The organism is Stenotrophomonas sp. HMWF003 (genome assembly GCF_003061285.1).
GTDB classification, from domain to species: Bacteria; Pseudomonadota; Gammaproteobacteria; order Xanthomonadales; family Xanthomonadaceae; genus Stenotrophomonas; species Stenotrophomonas maltophilia_AP.
The window spans coordinates 5,654-5,879 of sequence record NZ_QAIW01000461.1; positions in this window are offsets into that span (position 1 = coordinate 5,654).

Here is a 226-nt window from a genome sequence, read left to right on the forward strand (position 1 = left end):
TGAGCTTGTCCGGCCGGTTCACGGTGACAGTGCGGATGGCACCGTCATCGGCAACGTCGATAGGGGCGGGGGCGATGGGGGCGTCGGCCACGGCGGGACTCCTGAAAACGTTAAAAAAAAGTGATGTTGAACTCTTGAAACGAAGTCAGGTCAGAGCCTGCGTCGTTAGTGGCGGTTCAACGTTGCGGCGGCTATCCTAACCCGTCGCCTCAGGGCGGCCCAATGC